This is a genomic window from Pseudomonas lini, assembly GCF_030812475.1.
GTDB lineage: Bacteria > Pseudomonadota > Gammaproteobacteria > Pseudomonadales > Pseudomonadaceae > Aquipseudomonas > Aquipseudomonas lini_A.
Window position 1 is genome coordinate 139,793 of sequence record NZ_JAUSSR010000009.1, and the last position, 22,215, is coordinate 162,007.

Here is a 22,215-nt window from a genome sequence, read left to right on the forward strand (position 1 = left end):
ATAGACGGTGAACAGTATGAATGCGATGCACAAACCTGCCGTAGAGATGCACGACATCTCAAAGAAATTCGGCGGTATCAGCGCGCTGAACAATGCGAGTTTCTCGGCAAGAGCAGGGGAAATTCACGCGCTGATGGGTGAGAACGGCGCCGGCAAGTCAACCTTGATGAAGATCCTGTCCGGCGCCTATGTGCGCGATACGGGCGGGGTCAGCCTGAACGGCGAAAAAGTCGATATTCGCAACCCTGGCGATGCCTTGAAACTGGGTATTTCGATCATCTACCAGGAGTTTGCCCTGGCCCCGCATTTGTCGGTGGCGGAGAACATCTGCATCGATGACCTGGGGAAGAGCAAGGGTTTCGTGCAATGGGCGACGATGCGCAAAAAGGCCCGGGCGGTTCTCGATGAACTGGGTTTCAGCGATATCGATGTGCGCCAGCCCGTCGGCAGTTTGCCGGTGGCGTATCAGCAGGCGGTGGAGATCTGCAAGGCGCTGTCGCGTAATTCGTCGGTGCTGGTTTTCGATGAACCAACGGCGGTGCTGACCTCTCATGAGGCCGAGAAGCTGTTCAAAATCCTTGATGAGTTGCGCCGCAAAGGCGCCTGTATTGTCTACGTCTCGCACCGCATGGATGAAATATTCCGCATTTGCAATCGCGCGACGGTGCTCAAGGACGGCAAGACGGTGGGCACGCTGGAACTGGCCGACATTACCGAGCGTGGCCTGATCGAAATGATGATCGGTCGAGAGCTCAGCGACCTATTTCCTCCGCGCAACAAACAGCTTGGCGAGGTCTTGCTCAAGGTTGAGCAACTGAATGCCGGACGTCTGGTGCGCGATGTCAGTTTTGAGGTCCGAGCGGGGGAGGTGCTGGGTTTTTGTGGGCTGGTGGGCGCCGGACGTACTGAAACCATGCGGGCGATTTTCGGCGCGGACCGGAAAACCTCCGGCAGCCTTTATCTCGAAGGGCGAGAGATCCATAACCGCACCCCCCGTGAAGCGATTGCCAATGGCATCGGCCTGTTGCCTGAGGACCGCAAGCAGCAAGGCGTGCTGCTGGAAATGTCGATCAGGGTCAACGGCGCGCTGCGCCCCGACAGTCCCTACACCGGACGTATGGGCTGGATTGCCAGTGGTCGGGAAACCCGGGGAATCGAAGCCTTGCGCCAGCAACTGGCGGTCAAGACACACTCGATCGAGCAGTTGGTCGGCGACCTTTCAGGCGGTAATCAACAAAAAGTCGCCCTGATGAAATGGGTCGATGCGGGCTGCCGTGTGTTGATCCTCGACGAGCCGACCCGCGGGGTCGATGTCGGGGCCAAAACCGAAATCTACCGGGTGATCAATGACCTCGCCGAACAAGGCGTTGCGATCATCATGGTCTCTTCGGAAATGATTGAAATCATCGGCATGTGTGATCGCGTGCTGGTGATGCGCGAAGGCGCGATTGCCGGCGAACTTGCCGGCGAGCGCATTAAAGAACAGCAAATGATATGCCTGGCAATGGGAGTCGAGCACCATGAGTAACCCTAATTCCAAGCTGGCCACGGCTGAGCTTCTGCAGGAACACAATCGCGCCGACGGGGGCCGGGCTGACCGACGTTCGCTGCAACGGCTGTTTCTGCAACACAACGCGCTGGTGATGCTGGTGATACTGATCATCGTCGCGAGCGTGCTGTCGGCGGACTTCTTCACCTACCAGAATATCGGCAATCTGTTGCGCCAATTGACACCGTTGCTGCTGGTCAGCGTCGGCATGCTGATCGTGATCCTCACGGCGGGGATCGATTTGTCTGTGGCGTCGGTCGCGGCAGTGGGCGGCATCGTGGTTGCCATGACGCTGAATGTGCTGCCGGTCGAAGGCAGTCTCGGGTTGCTGCTCGCCGTAGCGATTGCGGTGGCGGCAGGTGTCCTGATGGGCCTGGTGACGGGCACTTTTATCGCCTACTTTCGCATGGCGCCTTTTATCGCAACGCTGGCAATGATGACGGTCGCCCGTGGCTTGGCGTTCATCCTGTCCAACGGCCAGCCACAACGTCTGGATGACAGGTTGGTCAGTGCCCAATTGCTGCGTGATTTCGGCCGGCTGGCCGATGGCGTGCTGGGCATCCCGTGGCCAGTGTGGCTGGCGGTGTTGGTGACGGTCGTGTTTGCCTTGATCCTGCGCTACAACGCTTATGGTCGCCTGACCATTGCCAGCGGCAGCAACGAAACAGCGGTGCGCCTGGCCGGGATTCCGGTAGAGCGCTACAAACTCGCCGCGTATGGTATTTGCGGTGGCCTGGCGGCATTGGCCGGAGTGGTGATTGCCTCGCGTTCGGGGGTGGCAACACCCAGTGCGGGCATGGCGCTTGAACTGGACGCGATCGCCGCTTGCGTTATCGGAGGCGCGTTGTTGTCCGGTGGCAAAGGTACGATTTTTTACACCGTCGTCGGCGTGCTGGTGTTGGGGCTGATCGGCAATATCATGAACCTGTTGAGTGTGCCGGCCTATCCGCAGCAAATCATCAAAGGCGCGATTATCGTCATCGCGGTGCTGCTGCAAGGCGTTGGTCGCCGGGATGCGCGCATTTAAGGAGATCCGTCGGGTGGAGTGGCAGGCGTATTTTGATGATGTATGATGCGTTTTCGACGTTACAGGTCGATGGATTCACAAGTCTGTCGCCCGACGCACAGTAATCGACCATGGAGACCGAGTCATAGTGACCGTGCATAAGCCCATTGATAAAGGCAACTTGAGCGAACGGGTCTATTCCATCATCCGTACCGCATTGATGGACGGGCAATATCAACCCGGGGATCGGCTGCGCATCAGCACATTGGCCGAGGAATTCGGCGTCTCGATCACTCCCGTGCGGGAAGCTATTTTCCGCCTGGTCAGCGATCATGCGCTGGACATGAAGGCGGCCACTTCGATCTACGTGCCGGAGCTGACGGTCAGTCAATTGCGGGAAATCCAGTTGATCCGTCATCTGCTGGAAGGTGAAGCGGCAGGCGTTGCGGCGCAGCGGATCACCCAACCGGAACTGGCGAAACTCGAAGCCATTCAGGACGCGTTCCAGAAGGCGGTCACGGTCGATTACCGACAGGCCGCGTTGCTCAACCGGGAGTTCCACTTCGGTTTGATCTCGGCGGCGCGCATGCCTGTGGTATCGAAAACCCTGGAAAACATGTGGGTCATCATGGGGCCACTGCTGAGCCGGTTCCACGCCGAGGTGCCCAAGCGGGAACTGGCCAGTGCCAAGCACAAGCACTTTGAAGTGCTGGAAGGTTTGCGTACTCGTGACTCGACCAAAGCCAAAGACGCCTTGCAGGCGGATATCGCCTGGGGCGAGTTGATGATCGAATGGCTGGAAAAAAAGGAAAACCTGGCTGAGGCGTAGTCACAACGCCGCTGCGCGATTGCGCTGAACCTGTCGCCCGAGCTCCACTCCAGGAGCCTCGGGCGATGTGGTTTTTACGGTTGGCTATTCGACCTGGTTCGAGCCCTCCAGCCGGGCTACCCATTTGCCACCGTCGCCACCTTGCTTGAGGGCATGCAACGCCTGCGGCAGGTTGTAGAAGTCGAAGTTCTGGCGCTTGGGGACGTTCAGGCTGCCGGCGAGCACGTCTTCGAGCAGACGTTCGCCGGCTTGGCGCAGCGACTGCCGATCGCTCAGGCTGGCGTGGGCATGGAAACTGTTGAGTGCCACCTCATGCAAGGAAATCGCGGTACTGAAAGCCGGCAGCGGGGCTGTTTCCTGACGATCCTGAATACACACCAAATGCCCGTTGTAGCCCAGCAGCGGGGCCAGACTGGCAGCATGAGCGGCGCTGACGGTGTCGAACACTGCCTTCAATCGGCGCTCGCCAAGATGCGCTTGCAGGGTTTTCTGCCAGTTGCCGTCCCGGTAATCGAATACACCAACGACCCCCAGCGTCTTCAAATTCTCGTGATGTTTTGTGGCTGCAGTGGCCCACACGCGATAGCCACGTTGGACGGCCATTTGTACCAACAGCAGACCGACCGCACCACCGGCCCCGACGACCAACACATCGCTCGGGCCGATCATCGGCACTTTGTCCAAGGCCTGCCAGGCGGTCAGGCCGGGGCAGGGCAACGACGCTGCGACAGTGTCATCCAGAGCGGCCGGCACCGTCAGCACGGTAGCGGCATCGAGCAAACAGAATTCGGCAAAACTGCCATCGCGCTCCAGTGACTGGTGATACGCCACGCGAGTGCCTGGCTTGATCGACACACCGACACCTGATGCAACGACCACTCCCATGCCATCGACGCCGGGCACGCGGCCGGTGTTCCAGGCGGGGTGGCCCCATTCAATGATTTTCCAGTCCACCGGATTCAGCGCCAGTGCGCGGTTAGCCACCAATACTTCCCCACGGCCGGGTTGCACCAGCGGTTTGCGGATCAGTTCCAGACCGTCGATACCTTTACCCGAAGTCCAGGACCAGGCGGCGAAATCAGCGAGCATAGTGCGTCCTCATGAAGACCGGATCGAAGCTGATTCAATCCGGCGGAAAGTGTTGAGCAGTGAACGAAGCACCACCCTTGAGAAAGGCAGTATCCTTGCCAGCAAAGCGGAGCAGAACACTTGATTGCGCAAAGGTGTTGTGAACAAAAATCAATAATCGTCCAACGTATCCGCAGTCACGGGCGGGCGCTGGAAATTAATGTCGATGGCATTGTTTCAGTGCTGTTTGATGACTGTATTCTGTGCCCATAACCCTCAGCGTTTTTTGTGCGAGTACCTGTCTTTGAAGAGTCGAGCATTGCTGGTTGGGGTGGACATGGGCACTTCGAGTACTCGAGTGGTTGTGCTCGATGAAGACGGCCGCAGCCTCGCAGCGGCCAGTCGTCCCACGCAGTTGTTGAACCCGTCACGCCAGGTGTTCGAGCAAGACCCGGAGCAGATGTATACGTCGGTGTTGTTGGCCATTAACGATGTGCTGAGCGCTGGCGATCTCCACGTCGCGGACATTGTCGGCATCGCCATGTGCGGACAAATGGCCGGGATTTCAACCATCGGCAGGGATTGGCAAGCGGTAACGCCCTATGACTCCTGGCTGGATATGCGCTGTGCAGGCCAGGTGTCCCGGCTCAAGGCCTACGAGCAACAGATCATTGAAAGCTCAGGCGGGCCGGCCGGCGCCAATCACGCGGCGAAATGGCTGTACTGGTGCGAGCAACAGCCCGCGATCTATCGCAAGATCAGCAAAATCATCATGCCGGCGGCTTACGTGGCCGGGCGCATGGCACAGTTACCCAGCGATGACGCGTTCATGGATTACACCTATCTGGGTTTCAACAGCTTTGCCGACAGTCGCACGATGGCATGGAACACTTCTCTCATCGATGAATTCAAGCTGGATGTCGATCGACTGCCTAAGCTGGTCAAACCCTGGGATCAAATAGGCGCGGTTTCTGCGAACGCTGCCGGTGTTTGCGGACTGTTGGCCGGTACGCCGATTTTCGCCGGCAGCGGGGATATCGCCGCGTCGTTGCTTGGTGCCGCGACCTTCAAACCCGGACAACTGCTCGACATTGCCGGCACCGGCTCGGTGCTGGCAACCGTGCTCGATCATTACGCGGTCGACACACAACACAAGACCCTCACGACATTCAGGCATTGCCTGCCCGAGCTCTTTTACTCGGTGGCCTATGTCGGTGGTGCAGGCATCAGCTTCAACAGGTTCGGCCTGGATGACAGCGAATGCCGGCGACTGGAGAAACAGGCCTCGGCACCATTGTCCGAGCGCAACAAACTGTTGTTCCTGCCGCACCTGGGCGGGCGCCATGCGCCGTTCGATGCGACCTTGGCGGGAGCCTTCGTCGGCCTCGACTGGATGCATGACCGTACCGACCAGTACCGAGCGATGATGGAGTCGATTGCGTACGAATATGCGCGTTTTCTAGGGTGCATGCGGGACATGAAGGTCGCCGTCGACGACAGCGGTGTCTTCAGTCTGGGCGGCGGTTCCTGTAGTCCGTTGTTCAGCCAGATCAAGGCGGACGTGCTGGGCGTGCCTTATCGCAAACTACCCGCCGCCGAGTACGGCGTGCTGGGTGCTGCAATGCTCGCCGGCAAGGGCGCAGGCGTTTTCGCGGATTTGCAACAGACGGCCATCGACTGGCAAAAACCGATTGAGGCCGTGACACTGCCGGACGCCTCGAAACATCAATTCTATGCGGGCATGCGCAAGGCTTATGAGCAGATGCTGAAAAGCCTCAAGCCGGTATTCGACGAACTGCAATCGGTCGGGCTTCCCTGATCGCCAGAGCCTCGACGCTAGGGCGGGGGCAGCAGGTAGCGCGACGGTGTGTCAAGGTTCTTGAAGTAATGCACGGCAAAATCGACGAAGGATTTGACCCGTAACGGCAGTTTCTTACCGCCCTCGGTGAGCAGATGAAAACCGGTGGTCGGGCATTGATACTCTTCAAGCAGCGGCACCAGGCGTTTGGCCTGAATATCTTCCGCCACCTCCCAGCCCGACTTCCAGATAATCCCCAACCCTTGAACCGCCCATTGACGCAGGGTGAAACCGTCATTGGCCAGCCGATTGCCCTTGACCTGAATCGTGGTCGACACGCCCTTGTTCATGAACTTCCAGCGGTCCAGCGCGAAGTCGGCACGCAGTTGCACCAGGCAATTGTGATGGTGCAGGTCTTCAGGGCTGAGCGGCGCGCCGTGTTGCTCAAGGTACTGCGCAGAACAGCAAAGAATTTGGCGATCGACGCCAAGCGAACGGGCGATCAGTGAGCTGTCCGGGAGGTCGCCGAAACGGATCGCGATGTCCGAGCCGGACTCGACAAAGTCCAGTATCCGGTCGGTGAAAAACAGGCGGATGCTGACGTGCGGGTTTTCGCTGATGAAGGCATCGACCATTTGGCTGATCCACTGCCGACCCAGGTCGGTAGGGCAGGTCAGGCCGATGGTCCCCAGCAGATCGCTCTGGCCGTTTTTGATGATGCTGTCGAGGGCGTCGACCTCTTCCAGAATCTTCAGGGCATTCTCAAACAGCAACTGCCCTTCGGCGGTGGGGCTCAAGCTGCGGGTGTTGCGTTTGAGCAGCCGCAAACCATAGAACTCCTCCATCGCCTTGAGGCGGCCACTCATGGCCGCTGGCGACAGACCCATTTGCCGACCCGCCGTTGAAAGCGACCCCGTCTGAACGACCAGGCGAAACAGCCGCATGTCCTGTAATCGATCAACCATGGTAATTACGTCTCGCGCAAGTTGCTTTTTTATTGTCTGCAAAGTATTAGCCAATTATTCAGCAAATACTATATTGGCAAAAATTCAGGCACTTGGGTGAATGGCGGGCAAACCGCTTTAGGCCGGGCATTAGAAGCCAGCTGTGAAGGTAATTCAAATGTGTTTGTTGTTCGGTTCATCTTTCAGAAATAGTGAAGAGTCAATTTTTTAAAATCGAATAGAAAAGTACAGGCGATTGTTAATAATGAATGCCAGTGCTTGTGAGTCACAATAAAAAAGAGGGTTCATGTATGCGTGTTCAATATCAAGAGGCCGCCCCTTCGATAGACCTGGCGGGTCAGTTCAAAATGGCAATGGGCCGCTTTGCCTCCTCTATAACCCTGATCACCACACTCGATGATGATGGTCATCCCCACGGTCTTGCCGCGACCGCTTTTTCTTCGGTGTCGATGGACCCGGCCTCGGCCCTGATCTGCATCAACAGAACCGCCAGCGCCTCGCCTGTGATCAAGCGATCCGGGCTGTTCTGCGTGAACATGCTGCAGAACCGGCACGAAGCGATCTGCAAGATTTTCAGCCAGCCCGACCTGCGCGAGCGACGCTTTGTCGAGGGCCAGTGGAAGACCGGTGTTCACGGTATTCGTTACTTGACCGACGCGCAGGCGGCGATATTTTGCGAAGTGGTCCAGGAGATCGAACACGGCACCCATACCGTCATTATCGGCAACGTCATCGATGTCATCACGCAACCCATGGACGAACCGCTTTTGTACATGGGCGGCCGTTACAGGGAGTTGAGTCGTTAATTCATTTGTTGCGCAGTGCTCGAGTCTTATAACAATTAAATAAGAAGTGGATATGGGTATGAGTAATCAGTTGCTGGTGAAGTCAGGCATATCCGGGTCGATTCCGAAGTGGATCGGCCTAGAAACTAATGTCGCAGGTCCGATGATCGGCCTTTTGTTGTTGTGCACGGTATTAACCCTCTTCACCGATAGTTTTCTGACGTTGAGCAACCTGCTCAATGTACTGGATCAAGTCACTGTGCTAGGCATCATGGCGCTGGGCATGACCCTGGTGATTCTTATCGGCGGTATCGACCTGTCGGTGGGTGCGGTGCTGGCGGTTGCGATCATGGTCATGAGCTGGCTGGAACAGGTGCTCGGCCTGCCGATGTGGGTGGCGATGCTCGGGGCCATGGCCGCCGGTGCTGCGTGTGGCTCAACCACGGCGTTGCTGGTGGTCAAGGCGGGCTTGCCGTCGTTCATTGCGACGCTGGCGATGATGTCCATCGCGCGGGGCTTGGCCTACATGGTCACGGATGGCGCGCAGGTCAGTGGCTTCCCCGAATGGTTCAGCAACCTTTCGGTGATTCGTTACGGCGGCGTGCTCTCCCTGACCGTGACCTGCTTTGTCGTGCTGGCCCTGGTGTTCTGGTTCGTTCTCAAGTTCACGGTGCCCGGTCGCAGCCTGTATGCCATTGGCGGCAGCAGCAAGGTGGCCAAGCTCGCTGGCATCCGGGTCAACGCCTACACCAGCGCGGTCTACATCATTTCCGGTATTTGCGCAGCTTTGGGCGGAATCATCATGACCTCGCGCCTGGACACCGCCGGCGCCGGCGCGGGTGTTGGTTATGAGCTGGATGTGATTGCCGCCGTGGTGATCGGTGGCGGCAGCCTCAAGGGCGGCGCCGGGAGCGTGGTCGGCACGATTGTCGGGGTATTGATCATTGGCGTTTTGCGTAACGGCTTGAACCTGGCCGGCATTTCACCTTTCGTCCAGCAAGTGGTCATCGGTGCGGTGATTGCCTTCGCGGTGATGCTCGATTTGCTCAAGCGCAAGACTGACTGAACCCGAGTGTCTGCGCTGTCGCAAGGCTCCCTTCAACACAGAATAAAAAGGATAAAAACATGAACCTGTCCGCTCTCCCTGTGCGTTATCTGTGGCTACCGCTCCTGGCCTGCCTGATGTCTGGTGCCGCGCACGCACAAAGTAAACCTGCGAATGAAATGACCGTCGGGATGTCGATCCCGAGCCTGCAATGGGTGTTCTATCTGATGGTTCGTGACGGCGTCATGGAGCAGGCCAAGACCCTCGGCATCAAGAATGTGCTGGTCGCCGATGCACAGGCCGATCCGGCGCGGCAGGTCAGTCAGATTCAGGACATGTTGAGCAAGGGCATTGATGTGCTGCTCTACACCGCCACCGGCAGCGCCGCCTCGGCGGTCCCGGTGCGGCTCGCGCGCCAGCAAGGTGTGCCGGTGATCTGCATCGACAACTTTCCGAAAAACGTCGAGTGCGACGCCTATATCTCCACCGACAACCTGGCCGCGGCGGGAGAACTGGCCCGACAGATGATCAAGCTGACCGGTGGCAAGGCTGAAATCGGCTTGCTCCAGGGCACCTTGGGCGACTCGACTGAAATTGCCCGAGCCAAAGGCCTGGAGGCCGTGTTGTCCGAAGCGCCGGAGATGAAAGTCGTCGACAAAAAGCCCACTGACTGGCTGCAGGACAACGGCTTCAAGGTCGCTCAGGACATGCTGCAAAAGAACCCGAAGATCAACGTGTTCATCGGTCGCTCCGATGCGCCGGCGCTCGGTGCGGCTCAGGCGGTCAAGGTCGCCAACATCGATCACAAGGTCTGGGTATTCGGCTATGACGGTTTGCCCTCCGCGCTGGAGGCCATTCGTGACGGCAAGCTGGACATGACCATCACCCAACAGGCGGTGGAAATGGGCCGTAACGCATTGCGCACCGCCGTGGATCTGCAACAAGGCAAACAGGTGACCAAGACCCAGCTGCTGCCGGCCTTCGTCACCACCCGGGAAAACGTGGCGACTTTCCTTGAACAGCATCCTTGAGACCGGCGAAGGAGGGCACGTCATGAATGCGATTGAAGTCTCGGGCCAAACCGCTCAGGCGCCTTTGTTCAGGGCCGTCGGCATCGGTAAGTCGTTCAATTCGGTGAGGGTGCTGGACGACATCAGCCTCGACATCGGTTACGGCGAAGTGGTGGCGTTGCTGGGGGAGAACGGCGCGGGTAAATCAACCTTTTCCTCGATCGTCGCCGGGGCGCAGGCACCGTCCAAAGGCACGATGTTTCTCGCAGGGGAAGCCTATGCGCCGGCGGGTCCCGGAGCAGCCATTGCCTTGGGCATCAACATGATCCATCAAGAGATCCACCTGCTGCCGGACCTGAGTGTGGCGGAGAACGTTTTCCTCGGTCATTTGCCGACGCGCGACGGGATGATCGATCGCAAGAAAATGTACCGCGAAACCGAGAAACAACTGCGTCGGCTGGGCCTGGATATTTCACCGGACACGCCGGTTCGACAGCTGAAAATCGCTGCCCAGCAACTCGTGGAAATCGCGCGTGCGTTGACGCTCAACTCGCGGTTGCTGATTCTCGACGAGCCCACCGCAGCACTGGGCAAGGACGAAACCGACCTGCTGTTCAAGCAAATCGAGGAGCTGAAAAAAGAGGGTGTGTCGTTTATCTACATCAGCCATCGGATGGACGAGATCGCCAGGATCGCCGACAAGGTCGTGGTCATGCGTGACGGCCACTTGATTGCCCGTCACGAGAGCGGCAATGCCGAGGTCAGCGTGCTGGTGGCGCAGATGGTGGGGCGCTCGATCGACCGATTGTTTCCGCAGCTGCCGGCGCCTCGGGACGATGTGGTGTTGAGCGTGGAACACCTGTCGGACAAGGCCGGGCGCTTCCACGATGTGTCCTTTTCGGTGAAGACAGGCGAAGTGTTTGGCATTGCCGGAATCGTCGGCGCCGGTCGCACGGAGCTGGTTCAGGCGATTGCCGGGTTGAGTGCGCTGAGTGCCGGCAAGGTGACGCTGGGCGGTCAGCACCTGCCCGCCAATAACGTCCTGGCGGCTATCCGCGCCGGGGTGGTGCTGATTCCCGAAGATCGCAAGTCCGAAGGCGTGGTGCTTGGCCAGACCATTGCCGAAAACCTCGCCTACTGCAATCTCGATAGCCTGAGTTCCTGCGGCGTCATGGCCAATCAGCGGGTATTGGCGTTCGCCCATGAACGCATTGCGACGTTGGGAATCAAGGGCGCGGCGGGGCAGATGCTCGACAAATTGTCGGGGGGGAATCAGCAGAAGGTAGTCATCGCGAAATGGATCGCACGCAATCCCAAAGTGATCATTCTTGATGAGCCGACCCGAGGCATCGACATGGGCGCTCGCGCAGCGATTTACGAGCTGATCATCGACCTGGCGAAAACCGGCGTATCGGTGATTGTCGTGAGTTCCGACCTGGAAGAAGTCATTGGCCTGTCCCACAGGGTGATGGTCATGGCGCGCGGGTGTTCCCAGGGCATCTTGCAGCGGCCGCACATTGCCCCCGACGCCATCATGACCCTGGCCACCGCGTGATGACGGACGCTAACCGAGGAGCTGCAAACATGTCTGCGTCGTATCAGGCCTTGCCTTATCAACCCTTCGTCGGATTGCTCGACTTATCCGGCAAGACCGCCGTCGTCACCGGAGGTGGCAGCGGCATCGGTTTTGCCGTCAGCCAGCGTCTGGCCGAGGCCGGGGCCAACGTGCTGATCGGGAGTCTGGCACCGGAGCGTAGCGAGGAATTGGTGAAGGCCGGTTTCGCCGTTTCGTTCCAGGCCACCGATGTCAGTCGCCCAGCCGAGATCCAGCGACTGCTGGACACGGCTGTCGAGCGCTATGGCCGTGTCGATATCTGGATCAACAACGCGGGTGTCTATCCGTTGAAGCCTATCGATGACATCGACGAGGGTTTCTGGGACGGGCTGCATGTCATTAATACCCGCGCGGTGTTTCTGGGGGCGCAGGCGGCACAACGGCAGATGCGCAAGCAGGCGAGCGCCGGTGCGATTGTCAATCTGTCGTCCATTTGCGGGCATCGACCGATGGCCAATCACTGCACCTACGACGCGTCCAAGGGCGCGGTGTTGGCCATGACCCGAAGCCTGGCCAAAGACCTGAGCGCCTTCAACATTCGCGTCAACTCGGTCTCTCCCGGGTTGACGGCGACCCCAGGCAATCTGGAGCCGGAGCTGCTTGAGCAACACCGGCAGAACAACGTGTTGCACAACATCGCCCTGGGCCGACCGGCAGAACCTTATGAGATTGCCAACGCGGTGCTGTTCCTGGTTTCGCCCCTGTCGTCCTACGTGACAGGCGTCGATTTGCTGGTGGACGGCGGCTGGTTGCTGCACGGCAGTTAAGGCCCCGGATAGTTAACGCATTCCTTGAACGTTGCGACTTGCAGCGCCGGCATTGGCACGCCTGCGAAACGAGCGCTCGTCATGCAAACGGTGGGTTGCGCCTTGAATGGCGTAGCGCACCGGTCACTGAAAACAGCAGGAGAACGACATGAAACTTGCCATGTTCATGCAGCCGCTACACCACAAGGGCTGGGACTATCACGAGATGTACGATCAGGATATTGCCTGTGCCGTGCATGCCGACAGCGTCGGTTTCGATGAGCTGTGGGTCGGTGAGCACACCTCGCAGCGCACTGAGCCGATCACCAATGCCTTGCAGTTTCTTTCCAGCCTGATTCCGCTGACAAGGCGCATGAAACTGTGCACCGGCGTGCTGAATCTGCCGCATCATTTTCCGGCGCGTATCGCCGCCGATGCCGCGATGTTCGATCACATGTCCAAGGGGCGCTTCATCATGGGGATCGGCCCGGGTGGGCTGGCGTCCGACTTCGAGGTGTACGGCAGCAACGGCAAGGACCGCGGGCAGATGATGGTCGAATGCTACGAGATGATCCGTGCCATCTGGAACTCGACTGCGCCCTACGAGTTTGCCTCCGAGCACTATCAGGTCAGCCTCAAGGACGCGGTGCACCACGAGCTGGAAATCGGCTACATGCCGACACCCTTCCAGAAACCTTTCCCACGGGTGGCAACCACGGCGATGAGTCCTTTTTCCGGAACCGCGAAACTGGCCGGCGCCAAGGATTGGGACCTGATGTCTGCCAACTTCAACCCGACAGCGACCGTGGCGTCCCACTGGCAGGCTTACTGCCAGGGCGCCGAGAGTGCGGGTATCAAGGCCGATGCGAACAACTGGCGCGTGGCCCGTTCGGTTTTTGTCGCCGACTCCCAGGCCCAGGCTGAAGACTATCTGGCGCAGGAGAGCTGCACCCTGCGCCGCTACTTCGACTACATGATCGATAACCTCGCGACTAACCACTACACCAAGATCTTCAAGACCCGCCCCGACATGACCGACGAGGAAGTGACGGTCGATCATTGCATCAAGGAAATGGTGATTTACGGCGATGTCAATTCGGTCACCGAGCAACTGGTCGCGTTCAGTGAACAGACCGGGCCGTTCGGCACCTTGATGACCACGTTCCACGAGTGGGACGACGAAGCCCTCTGGCGGCGTTCGATGGAATTGACCGCGCAGCAGGTCATGCCGCGCCTCAACGACTACATGACACCACGCTTGAAAGCGCAGTAATCGCCCGATTGCGTTGGGCTTATGTGCGGTCGCATCGCGGATGCGGCCGAAACTCTGGTAATGCGCCTGGACACGACACATGACTGATTTGACAAGGCAAGAAGTGCGCGACAGCGCTGATCGCGATTTTCAACTGACCGACAAGGAACTGGCCCGGCTGCGTGAAAAGGCGCAGTTCATTCGCCTGGAAACCATTCGCCTGATCGAGATCGCCAAGGTCGGCCACTACACCTCGGTGTTCTCCGCCGCCGAGCTGTTCGCCGCGCTGTATTACGACGTTATGGACCTGCGGTTTGCCGAGCCGAAGTGGCCGGATCGCGACCGTTTCATGATGGGCAAGGGGCATGCGGCGGTCGGGCTGTTTCCGGTGCTGGTGGAGTGGGGCTTCTTCGAGAAAGAGATCCTCGACAACTACACGCGCCTCGGTAACCCGCTGGGCGATCACCCCGATATGCGCAAAGTTCCCGGTGTGGATTTCTCATCCGGGTCCATCGGTCACGCGCTCTCCGGCGGACTGGGCATGGCCCTGGCCGGGCGGATGCTGGGCAAGTCGTTCACCACCTACGTCATGCTCGGTGACGGTGAGATGCAAGAAGGCCAGGTCTGGGAGGCGGCACTGGGAGCGGCCCATCATAAAACCGCGAACCTGGTGGCGATCATCGACCGCAATGGCTACCAGCTCGACGGTAATGTCGACGACGTCATCGGCATCGAGCCACTGGCGGACAAGTGGATCGCGTTCGGCTGGGAAACCCACGTGGTTGACGGGCATGACCTGGCTGCTGTGACCCGCCTTTTGCGTCGCCTCAAGGCCGATACCTCCCGCACCCGCCCGGTCTGCATCATCGCCAATACGGTCAAGGGCAAAGGTGTTTCCTACATGGAAACCGAGCCGGGCTGGCACCTCGGTTATCTCGATCCCGAAGACGCGCAACGTGCTATCGACGAAATCAAAAGCAAGGTGATTTAACTCATGAATACCGCACCTCTGTCGAACAACTCCTGGCAGTACCGGGAACTGAACAGCCAGACACCCAGCTTGAATGCCTTGTCCGATGCCCTGATCGAACTGGTCGAGCAGGGCGAGCCGATTGTCGCCGGCACCGCCGACCTGCAGTACTCCAACGGCCTGTCGAAATTTGCGCGGCTGCATCCTGAGCGCTTTGTGCAATTCGGCATTTCCGAACAGAACATGGTGTCCGCCGCGGCCGGAATGGCCGCGGTGGGCATGAAGCCTTTCGTGGCAACGTTTGCCTCTTTTCTGCCGTTGCTGTGCTGCGAACAAATTCGCATGGACGTGGCGTACTCGGCGCTGCCGGTACGCCTGATCGGCCATCACGCCGGGATTTCCCTGGGGTTCTACGGCACGTCGCACCACGCCACCGAAGATCTGGCGATCATGCGTTCGATCGCCGACATCACGGTCGTCGCGCCGGCGGATGGCAATCAGCTCAAGGCGGCCATTCTCGCCTCGGCCAACTACCCGCAACCGATCTACTTCCGTATCCAGCGCGGGCGTGATCCAGTGGTGTATGAAACCGTTCCTGAATTTGTCTTCGGCAAAGCCACCGTCCACCTGACGGGCGGTGAACTGACGATTATAGCCACCGGTTCCACGGTTCATCCGGCCCTTGAGGCGGCACGTGCCTTGAATGCAGCAGGGCGTTCGGTGGGTGTGATCGACATGACCACTATTAAACCGCTGGACCGCGAGGCGGTACTGACGGCCGCGCGCAACAGCCGGGCGATTCTCACTGTTGAGGAGCACAACATCATTGGCGGACTGGGCGGGGCGGTGTGTGAGGTGATTGCGGAGGAGGGCATCGGCGTCAAGGTACGGCGTCATGGTCTTTACGATGAGTACAGTCTGATTGCGCCACCGACCCATCTTTACCGGCACTACCGGCTTGACGCCGCCGGGATCGAAAGCGTGGCGCTGGAAGTGCTTGGTTGATTCCATTGTTTCATTCAGTGACTGGTCGGGGCGTCGTGCTGCAGGGCGCCTTTGATTGATCCTTTTCAGGCTTAATGGGCCTGCACGTGCAACCAGGATGTTCATTGAAGAACACCCTGGTTGCACGTTTTTTTTTGCGTGTGATTTTTCTGGGGGGGGGGGCATAAAATCTATGGTCACCCCCATTTTTGCAATACTGATTAACGGATGGTGTGGTTGGTTTGCTTAAATCTATCCGGCGTCTGTTTGGGCATGCCCCAGCGCCACGATGAGAGTCGCGCCTGACGATCCTAAAAAGCCCATCGGCTTCTAAAGCCGATTTTTATGCCAGGATCTTCGCCAGGCCGGTAGGCCGTTCACGTCATCCGTTGTTCAGCTATCGCAAAACCTGAAGGGTGAATCGTGGTACTGCAACAACTGCAGGGTCAGGCGTTCAAGGCGTCTGGCCCTGCTTCATATTGCGTATGGTGAGTCGCGATCGCCCAAGCGATACGTGCCAGTTTGTTAGCCAGGGCACAGGCCACGACATTCGAATGTCGTCGACTGAGCAAGGCTCGAACCCAGTCAGCCAGTGCCCCTTTCTGATGCTCCAGCCTCTGCATATAGACCCTGGAACATTGCACCAACAGTTGTCGCAGGTGCTTGTCACCCCGCTTGCTGATCCCGAGCAAATTCGCCTTACCGCCCGTGCTGTACTGCCTGGGCACCAGGCCCACTGAGGCGGCAAAATCGCGACTGCACCGGTACTGCTTAGCATCACCCATTTCCACAGCCAGCAGGCTGGCGGTGATCGGGCCGACACATGGCATGCTCAGCAAGCGACTACCAAGATCATCGTCGGCCAGTTGGCTCGACAGCTCTTTATCCAGCGCCCTGATTTGCTCATCCAGGTAGACCAAGTGATCGTGCAGACGTTGTAACAACACCGTCAAACGAACGGGCAACTCGTGCTCGGCCAAGACATTTGTCAAACGTTTCATAATTGTCAGGCCTCTGGGCAGGCTGACGCCAAATTCCAGTAGGAAACCGTGCATCTGATTAGCCGTTTTTGTGCGGTCATGCACCAACGATTCGCGCATCCGACGCAGAACAGACAGGGTTTGCTGGGACTCGGTTTTAGGCGTCACAAAGCGCATAGATGGACGGGAAGCCGCTTCACAGATCGCTTCAGCGTCGACGAAATCATTTTTGTTGCCTTTGACGAAAGGCTTAACGAACTGCGGGGAAATCAGCTTGGCCGTGTGTCCCATTGCCGCTAGCTGACGAGCGACAAAATGCGCCCCGGCACAGGCTTCCATCACAACGACACAACTCGGCACGTTACCGAAAAGCTGCATCATCTGCGCCCGAGAGAGCTTCTTGCGAAACACCTCGCGGCCTGATTTATCCTGGCCGTGAAGGTGGAAATTATGTTTGCCGAGATCGATACCGATCAGTGCTGACTGGATCATGATGATGGCCTCCGAAAACAAAACACCCTGCGAAAGCGTAGCCCTCGCAGGGTGTGGGGGTGACCATCTCATTAGCTCACCGAAGTGAGAATTCTGGAGGTGGGCTTTGAAGCGCTGATCAAGCTTTTTGATTGTGTGCATATTCGTTGCGGCGGTCACGGCGGCCTATGGTTTCGCCCTTATGTGTGGTCTCGCCCACACTGGCTACCTGCTTTTCAAACATTGCTACCCGGTTGCATTTATATATAAGGCCTGTTCGAGGAGCAACCAAGGGTTCTTGCCCCGTTCGTTCGGTGCCTCGCTCCGCACCTGCTCCGTGAGCTGTACGAGGTGGGGCGTCAAAATTAAAAGCTGCAGGTGAGCTAACGCTCGGCCTTGAGTGGTGGAAGCGGCGGGTGCACACCGGCCTTTTTCTGTAGGAGCTGACTTGCCAGCGAAGGACGTCCACGATGACGCGTTTCAACAGGATAGCCATTGTTCATTTGAGTTCTTCGCAGGCAAGCCGCCTCCTACAGGGAGGCGGTGGTTTTCAAATGGACCAAAAAAACGGATATGCCCCCCCAAAACACAGCTTGACGACAGTGGTCGGCTATTACCACCGCACCCCACTCGTCTCGATCCACTGCAAAATCGATTCCCGCTTTGGCGCCCAACCCAGCAACGTCCGGGCATTTACCGCCCGTACGCGGCTGTTGGAGCCGATAGCAAAACGCGCCCAATCCCCAAGCTCCGCAATCGCCTCATCAGCCGGCCAGCTTTGAATATCACCGCTAAAGCCAAGTGATTTGCTGATGGACGTGGCGATCTCCAAAAACGATGCCTCGCCGTTTTCAGCAAAAAACAACGAAGCCGAAGGAGCCTTTTCGATAGCCAGGCGATACAACTCCGCCAGGTCCTCGATGTGCACATTGGACCAACGATGCACCCCGGCCCCCATGTAAGCCCCGGCGCCATACTTGCGCGATTGAGCAAACAGCTTGGGCAATTGGTCGCTTTTGGCCGGCAAACCCAACGACTCACCGTAGATCATGGTCGGGCAGAACACGATGCTGCGAATACCTTGTTCAACCCCTGCGCGGCGCACGGTCTGATTGATTTCAACACGGTCCTTGCGGATGTCCATAGGGGTGAATGGCGTCTCGTCGGTGAAGATCTCGGCACGCTCATAAGCACCGCGAGCATCGTCGCCGACAACACTCGAACCGGAGGTGTGCAGCAGCACTTTTCCGCTGCCGCTCAAGGCGCTGATGAAGGTTTCTACAGAGGCCCGATGATCTGAGTTGGCCGCGTTGACGACCACGTCGGCGGCACGCGCCTGTTCACTGAGTATAAAGGCGTCATCCAGGGTGCCGAGCACAGGGGTGATACCCAATGCCTGCAAGGCACTGCGTTGTTCCGGGTTACGCAGCAGACCACTGACTTCATGACCCGCATCTACCAGGTATTTGGCCACGGAACCGCCGATGTAACCGGTCACGCCGGTAACGAAAATTTTCAATGGTTTGTCTCCCTCGTTCTTGATTGATGCCTGGCCTTTATTCGGACCAAGACGTAGGCATTCCCGTCAAGGAATCCATTCACAATACGATCTGGTCTGTATATGAGCTAGACTGCTGTAACTACAAGTATCTGTGAATTCAGTTCATGCTAAATATCAAAGACATTAACCGTTCTGGCGAAATGGAAGTCTTCACCCGTGTCGTCAACGCTGGCACCTTTTCTGAAGCCGCCAGACAACTGGACATGTCGCCCTCGGCGGTCAGCAAGTTGATTGCCCGCATGGAGACGCGTTTGGGGGCTCGCTTGCTGCATCGATCCACCCGGCGTCTGGAACTCACGGCCGAAGGCGAGCGGTTCAACAATGAATGCCTGCGGATTCTTGAACTAATAGACTCCGCCGAGCGTGATATCGCCAACGTAACCAAGCCCAGCGGGCTGATTCAGGTCAATGCCAACCTTCCGTTCGGCCTGCATTGCCTGCTCCCCCTGTTGCCTGATTTTCTCGCGGCGTTTCCGGACATCACCCTGAACGTGGAGTTGACCGACACTGTCGTGGATCTTCTGGAGCGACGCGCGGATGTCGCGATCCGTACCGGCCCGATGAGGGAATCGAGCCTGGTTCAGAGGCGCCTGGGCGAGAGCCCAATGATCACGGTCGCTTCGCCGGGCTATATCGCGCGATTCGGCAAGCCGAATACCCTGGATGATTTGAAACGGCATAACCGGCTCAGCTTTGGTTTTCACCGTCAATTCCAGGCCTGGGTTTTTCGTAGCCCCGAAGGTCAACGGATCGAGATCGAGCCCAAAGGCAACGTCTTGCTCAGTGATGGCGAGAGCATGCGCCAATCGGCATTGGCAGGATTAGGGATTGCCCGACTGGCGAGCTTTCATATCCATGCCGATATCGAGTCGGGACGCCTGGTGCCGCTGCTGGAGCAATACGACAGTGGTGAAACCGAGGCGATTCACGCTGTGTTTATCGGTCCGGGTCAGCAACTGCCCCATCGCGTGCGGGTGTTCATTGATTTTCTGCTGGAGCGGATCGGGCCGCAGCTGACTTCGTCGTGACGGCAGTCAAGTATCCGCCTTCGGATTTTTGCTGAATCAGTCTTCGGCAATCCTTGAAAGTCGTCTGCCCGGGCCTGGGGCATGATTGTGCGCATAACAACAGAAAAGGCGGCGCTCATGGATTATCAACTGACTGGAAAAACCGCGCTGATCACCGGCGGGGCTACGGGCATTGGCAAGGCCATCGCCCAGCGCTTCATCCTCGAAGGTGCCAACGTGGTCATCAGCGGGCTTTTGGCGGAGGAGGTTAACGCGGCCGTCGAGGAGCTGGGTAATTGCAGTAAGGGGCTGGTTGCCGATCTGACCCAAGAGGGGGCGGCGGAGCGTCTGGTAGCGTTGGCGCTTGAGTTTGGCCCAATCGATTTCCTGATCAATAACGTCGGGATATTCGAGGTCCGGGACTTTTTCGAAACGGACGATGCCCAGTGGTTTCATTACTTCAACGTCAATGTCATGAGCGGCGTGCGCATGACGCGCGTGGTCATGAAGGAGATGCTCAATCGCGGGAAGGGATCGATCGTCTTTATCAGCAGTGAGTCCGCCGTCAAGCCACAGCCGTGGATGGTGCACTATGGCGCGATGAAAACCTGTCTGCTGGGTATCTCCAGAGCACTGGCAGAATTGACCAAAGGCACGGCCGTGCGGGTCAACTCGATTCTGCCCGGGCCGACCTCCACCGAAGCGGTCAAACGCTACCACCGGGAAATCGCAACCGAGAAGGGCATCACGGCGCAACAGGTGGTGGACGATTATTTTGACGAGACCGAACCGACGTCCCTGATCAGGCGCATGATCGAGCCCGATGAAGTGGCCTGCAGTGTCCTGCACCTGGCCGCATCACCAGCGCTCAATGGCATGGCCATGCGTATAGAAGGCGGGACCATCCGATCGATACTGTGAGTTCCCGTTTGTCTTCTGAAAAGCCTTCAAAATAAAAACCATCATGACAGTTGCTCCCACATTGGATGGCGCTGGCTGAGCCAGCCAGGTTGAAGCACAATCAGTTCCGATCCAGCCACACCGTCTGGGCATTGCAAAAATCGCGTCCCCCGAAATGCGACAGTTCGCGGCCAAAAACTTTTCTTCACGCCGCGAAAGGTGACGCGCGGGTCGCTGGCGCAGTAGCCATTGATAAACACGCCACCGGTTTCCAGTTGGTCGGGGTAACGGCCAATCACGGCGGCTTTGACCGCTTCGTCCAGGTCGGCATCGTTGAGCACGATGAAGGGGTCCGACCCACCCAGTTCCAGCACGCACTGCTTCATGGCCGCACCGGTATGGGCAACAATGGCGATACCGGCGCGCACGCTGCCGGTGACGGTCACTGCGGCATGCGTGGATCGGCGATCACTCGCAAACTGCGCGCACTTTTCAATTTCACCGCGTGCCTGAGTGATCGGCTTACCCATTTCCTGGGTGATCATGCTGGCCATTTTTTCGGCGATGTCGCGCAATACCTGAGCCGGGGAGATCAACAATTGCGAACGTTGTGCAACGGGGCTGGCACTCCAGACGCGGAACCGGCACAGCGGTATGAGCTGTTAAGAACCGCTCAGGGACCTGAACCTGATTGGTTGGGGGCTAGGTGAGTTACCTGCTGAAAGAAAAGACTTGGGTCTCACGCGCATCCTGAAAGTGGATCGCTTGCGAATACGTGGCGTCACGCTGACTGCCGCGGTACAGAACCTGCGACGGCTGGCGAAACTTACTCTCAAGGGCCACCGCTCATGGATAGGTGCGTCTGCATTTCGCAAAAAACGTCAACCCAACCGACTAAGAGAGCAGCAATGTCAACGAAGAGCCGAGAAACCACTCAACGTGGTGAGCAGGCTCTCCGGTAGTGCTCGTGCCTGAGTTGAGGCGAGTTAAAAGTCGGACTTTGCAATGACGTTGTGTTAGGAGAGGTTACCGCCAAACCCCTCACTTTGGACGACTGGTTCAAGTATCAAAAGGGTGAGCCTCTGTCCGTAGAGATCAGTGGGCGCGTGATGTGGGAAGCAACACTTCTAATCCTGAAGTACCTCCGGTAGGCACTTGGGTCAGTAGAATTCTGCAGATTGATCCGTCGATTAAGAACGAAAGCATTTGCTTGGTGGATGACGGGTGGCTCCCGTTGATCTATTGCTTGGCCGGTACCAATATTTTCGTAGACAAGAATGTTGTGGCGGAAATCAAGGCGAGATTCGAAGGGGGTGAGATCAAGCCTGGTGTAGCATCGGAAAAGGACTTTCTTGATCTGCTGGTTCAGCAACCTTGTAGCAGCTCACTGAATCCCCTGCCTTACGGGCTTGAAGGCAACATCCAAGGTCTCCCGGACGTAGATCTCGTGCATGAACAGCTTCGGATTGCCCTAGCTGACCTTGCGCATGCCATCCCTGATGTCAAGGTATGGCCGAAATCTTATGAGCGAGCGGAAACCCAAACCACTCTCGATAGCTGTCACCCTTACTTTTCTAAGGGAATGGAATTCCTCACTCTTTGAGCTAATCAGTGAAGATTTCGATATGCCTCTCTACCATGCGCAGGATCTGAGCCCGGGGACAACATGAGTTG

General features: G+C 57.9%; 19 protein-coding genes and 1 pseudogene. 15 read left to right on the top strand and 5 right to left on the bottom strand.

Features of this window, described 5'->3' with window-relative positions; translation table 11 throughout:
- Positions 1–16 precede the first annotated feature (16 nt).
- From J2W17_RS18480 to J2W17_RS18490, 3 genes are all read left to right on the top strand, one after another.
- Positions 17–1,528: a sugar ABC transporter ATP-binding protein gene (locus tag J2W17_RS18480; RefSeq protein ID WP_307337147.1), complete on the top strand. Its 1,512-nt coding sequence runs from the start codon at positions 17–19 to the stop codon at positions 1,526–1,528.
- Positions 1,521–2,576, top strand: coding sequence for an ABC transporter permease (locus tag J2W17_RS18485; RefSeq protein WP_307337152.1), 1,056 nt, complete (start codon positions 1,521–1,523; stop codon positions 2,574–2,576). Before J2W17_RS18480 ends, J2W17_RS18485 begins: the two co-directional genes overlap by 8 nt.
- A gap of 127 nt (positions 2,577–2,703) precedes the next feature.
- Positions 2,704–3,384 carry a GntR family transcriptional regulator gene (locus J2W17_RS18490; RefSeq protein ID WP_307337155.1) on the top strand — a complete coding sequence of 227 codons (681 nt, stop codon included), beginning with the start codon at positions 2,704–2,706 and terminating at the stop codon, positions 3,382–3,384.
- Positions 3,385–3,468: 84 nt separating this feature from the next.
- Here J2W17_RS18490 and J2W17_RS18495 read toward each other — a convergent pair whose 3' ends face one another.
- The gene (locus tag J2W17_RS18495; RefSeq protein ID WP_307337159.1) at positions 3,469–4,473 is read right to left on the bottom strand and encodes a zinc-binding dehydrogenase; all 1,005 of its coding nucleotides are present in this window, start codon (positions 4,471–4,473) and stop codon (positions 3,469–3,471) included.
- Between the two features lie 229 nt (positions 4,474–4,702).
- On the opposite strand from J2W17_RS18495, the gene J2W17_RS18500 reads away from it, so the two are divergent.
- Positions 4,703–6,271, top strand: coding sequence for a xylulokinase (locus J2W17_RS18500; RefSeq protein ID WP_307337162.1), 1,569 nt, complete (start codon positions 4,703–4,705; stop codon positions 6,269–6,271).
- A 17-nt stretch (positions 6,272–6,288) separates the two neighbouring features.
- On the opposite strand, the gene J2W17_RS18505 is transcribed toward J2W17_RS18500, so the two are convergent.
- Positions 6,289–7,215, bottom strand: a complete 927-nt coding sequence (locus J2W17_RS18505) for a LysR family transcriptional regulator (protein ID WP_307337165.1) — start codon at positions 7,213–7,215, stop codon at positions 6,289–6,291.
- A gap of 290 nt (positions 7,216–7,505) precedes the next feature.
- Between J2W17_RS18505 and J2W17_RS18510 the strand changes: the two genes are divergently transcribed.
- From J2W17_RS18510 to J2W17_RS18545, 8 genes are all read left to right on the top strand, one after another.
- A complete protein-coding gene (locus tag J2W17_RS18510; RefSeq protein ID WP_307337168.1) occupies positions 7,506–8,021 on the top strand; it encodes a flavin reductase family protein in 516 nt (171 codons plus the stop codon).
- 58 nt (positions 8,022–8,079) lie between these two features.
- Positions 8,080–9,066 (top strand): ABC transporter permease, encoded by a 987-nt coding sequence (locus J2W17_RS18515; protein ID WP_307337171.1) that lies wholly within the window; start codon positions 8,080–8,082, stop codon positions 9,064–9,066.
- 59 nt (positions 9,067–9,125) lie between these two features.
- On the top strand, positions 9,126–10,076 hold the full coding sequence (locus tag J2W17_RS18520) for a sugar ABC transporter substrate-binding protein (protein WP_307337175.1): 951 nt from the start codon (positions 9,126–9,128) through the stop codon (positions 10,074–10,076).
- 22 nt (positions 10,077–10,098) lie between these two features.
- Complete coding sequence (locus J2W17_RS18525; protein WP_307337177.1) at positions 10,099–11,610, top strand: sugar ABC transporter ATP-binding protein; 1,512 nt, start codon at positions 10,099–10,101, stop codon at positions 11,608–11,610.
- A gap of 29 nt (positions 11,611–11,639) precedes the next feature.
- Positions 11,640–12,437 (top strand): SDR family NAD(P)-dependent oxidoreductase, encoded by a 798-nt coding sequence (locus J2W17_RS18530; RefSeq protein WP_307337180.1) that lies wholly within the window; start codon positions 11,640–11,642, stop codon positions 12,435–12,437.
- Between the two features lie 148 nt (positions 12,438–12,585).
- Positions 12,586–13,689, top strand: coding sequence for an LLM class flavin-dependent oxidoreductase (locus J2W17_RS18535; RefSeq protein WP_307337182.1), 1,104 nt, complete (start codon positions 12,586–12,588; stop codon positions 13,687–13,689).
- A 79-nt stretch (positions 13,690–13,768) separates the two neighbouring features.
- Positions 13,769–14,659 carry a transketolase gene (locus J2W17_RS18540; protein ID WP_307337185.1) on the top strand — a complete coding sequence of 297 codons (891 nt, stop codon included), beginning with the start codon at positions 13,769–13,771 and terminating at the stop codon, positions 14,657–14,659.
- Positions 14,660–14,662: 3 nt separating this feature from the next.
- On the top strand, positions 14,663–15,643 hold the full coding sequence (locus J2W17_RS18545) for a transketolase family protein (protein WP_307337188.1): 981 nt from the start codon (positions 14,663–14,665) through the stop codon (positions 15,641–15,643).
- Between the two features lie 425 nt (positions 15,644–16,068).
- Here J2W17_RS18545 and J2W17_RS18550 read toward each other — a convergent pair whose 3' ends face one another.
- A complete protein-coding gene (locus tag J2W17_RS18550) occupies positions 16,069–17,094 on the bottom strand; it encodes an IS110 family transposase (protein WP_307337193.1) in 1,026 nt (341 codons plus the stop codon).
- Positions 17,095–17,686: 592 nt separating this feature from the next.
- Positions 17,687–18,592 carry an NAD-dependent epimerase/dehydratase family protein gene (locus J2W17_RS18555; protein ID WP_307337197.1) on the bottom strand — a complete coding sequence of 302 codons (906 nt, stop codon included), beginning with the start codon at positions 18,590–18,592 and terminating at the stop codon, positions 17,687–17,689.
- A 146-nt stretch (positions 18,593–18,738) separates the two neighbouring features.
- On the opposite strand from J2W17_RS18555, the gene J2W17_RS18560 reads away from it, so the two are divergent.
- Entirely contained in the window at positions 18,739–19,662 is a 924-nt protein-coding gene (locus tag J2W17_RS18560) for a LysR family transcriptional regulator (RefSeq protein ID WP_307337201.1), read from the top strand.
- A gap of 117 nt (positions 19,663–19,779) precedes the next feature.
- Positions 19,780–20,562, top strand: a complete 783-nt coding sequence (locus J2W17_RS18565) for an SDR family NAD(P)-dependent oxidoreductase (protein ID WP_307337204.1) — start codon at positions 19,780–19,782, stop codon at positions 20,560–20,562.
- A gap of 100 nt (positions 20,563–20,662) precedes the next feature.
- On the opposite strand, the pseudogene J2W17_RS18570 reads toward J2W17_RS18565, so the two are convergent.
- Positions 20,663–21,182 (bottom strand): annotated as a pseudogene (locus J2W17_RS18570) (aldehyde dehydrogenase family protein); the annotation flags it as partial.
- Between the two features lie 605 nt (positions 21,183–21,787).
- On the opposite strand from J2W17_RS18570, the gene J2W17_RS18575 reads away from it, so the two are divergent.
- Positions 21,788–22,144, top strand: coding sequence for a hypothetical protein (locus J2W17_RS18575; protein ID WP_307337208.1), 357 nt, complete (start codon positions 21,788–21,790; stop codon positions 22,142–22,144).
- The last annotated feature ends 71 nt before the right edge of the window (positions 22,145–22,215 follow it).